Source organism: Methylobacterium nigriterrae (assembly GCF_037106235.1).
Taxonomy (GTDB): domain Bacteria; phylum Pseudomonadota; class Alphaproteobacteria; order Rhizobiales; family Beijerinckiaceae; genus Methylobacterium; species Methylobacterium nigriterrae.
On the sequence record NZ_JBAWTG010000874.1, the window covers coordinates 1 to 271 of the forward strand.

Genomic DNA, 271 nt, shown 5'->3' on the forward strand with positions numbered 1-271 from the left:
GTGCGGCTTGTGGAGAAGGCCAAGGAGGTTCTGGAGGATCTGCGCATCATCGAAGAGGGATTTTCCCTGCTTCGAACGATTTCCCGTGATTTGATCAAGAAGAAATGCTGCAAGCGCTCCTATTTGCGCGGTGCATTCTTAGCCGGCGGTTCGGTGAACAATCCGGAGACATCTTCTTATCACCTGGAAGTGTTCTCGCTCTATCAAGAGCATAATGACTCCATCTGTGAGCTTATGAATGAGTTCGATTTAAACAGCAAAACATTGGAGC

1 protein-coding gene is annotated in these 271 nt (G+C 48.3%); it reads left to right on the forward strand.

Features of this window, described 5'->3' with window-relative positions; genetic code table 11:
- On the forward strand, positions 1-271 hold a 271-nt coding region (gene whiA / locus WDW90_RS39515; RefSeq protein ID WP_336493044.1), incomplete at both ends, for a DNA-binding protein WhiA.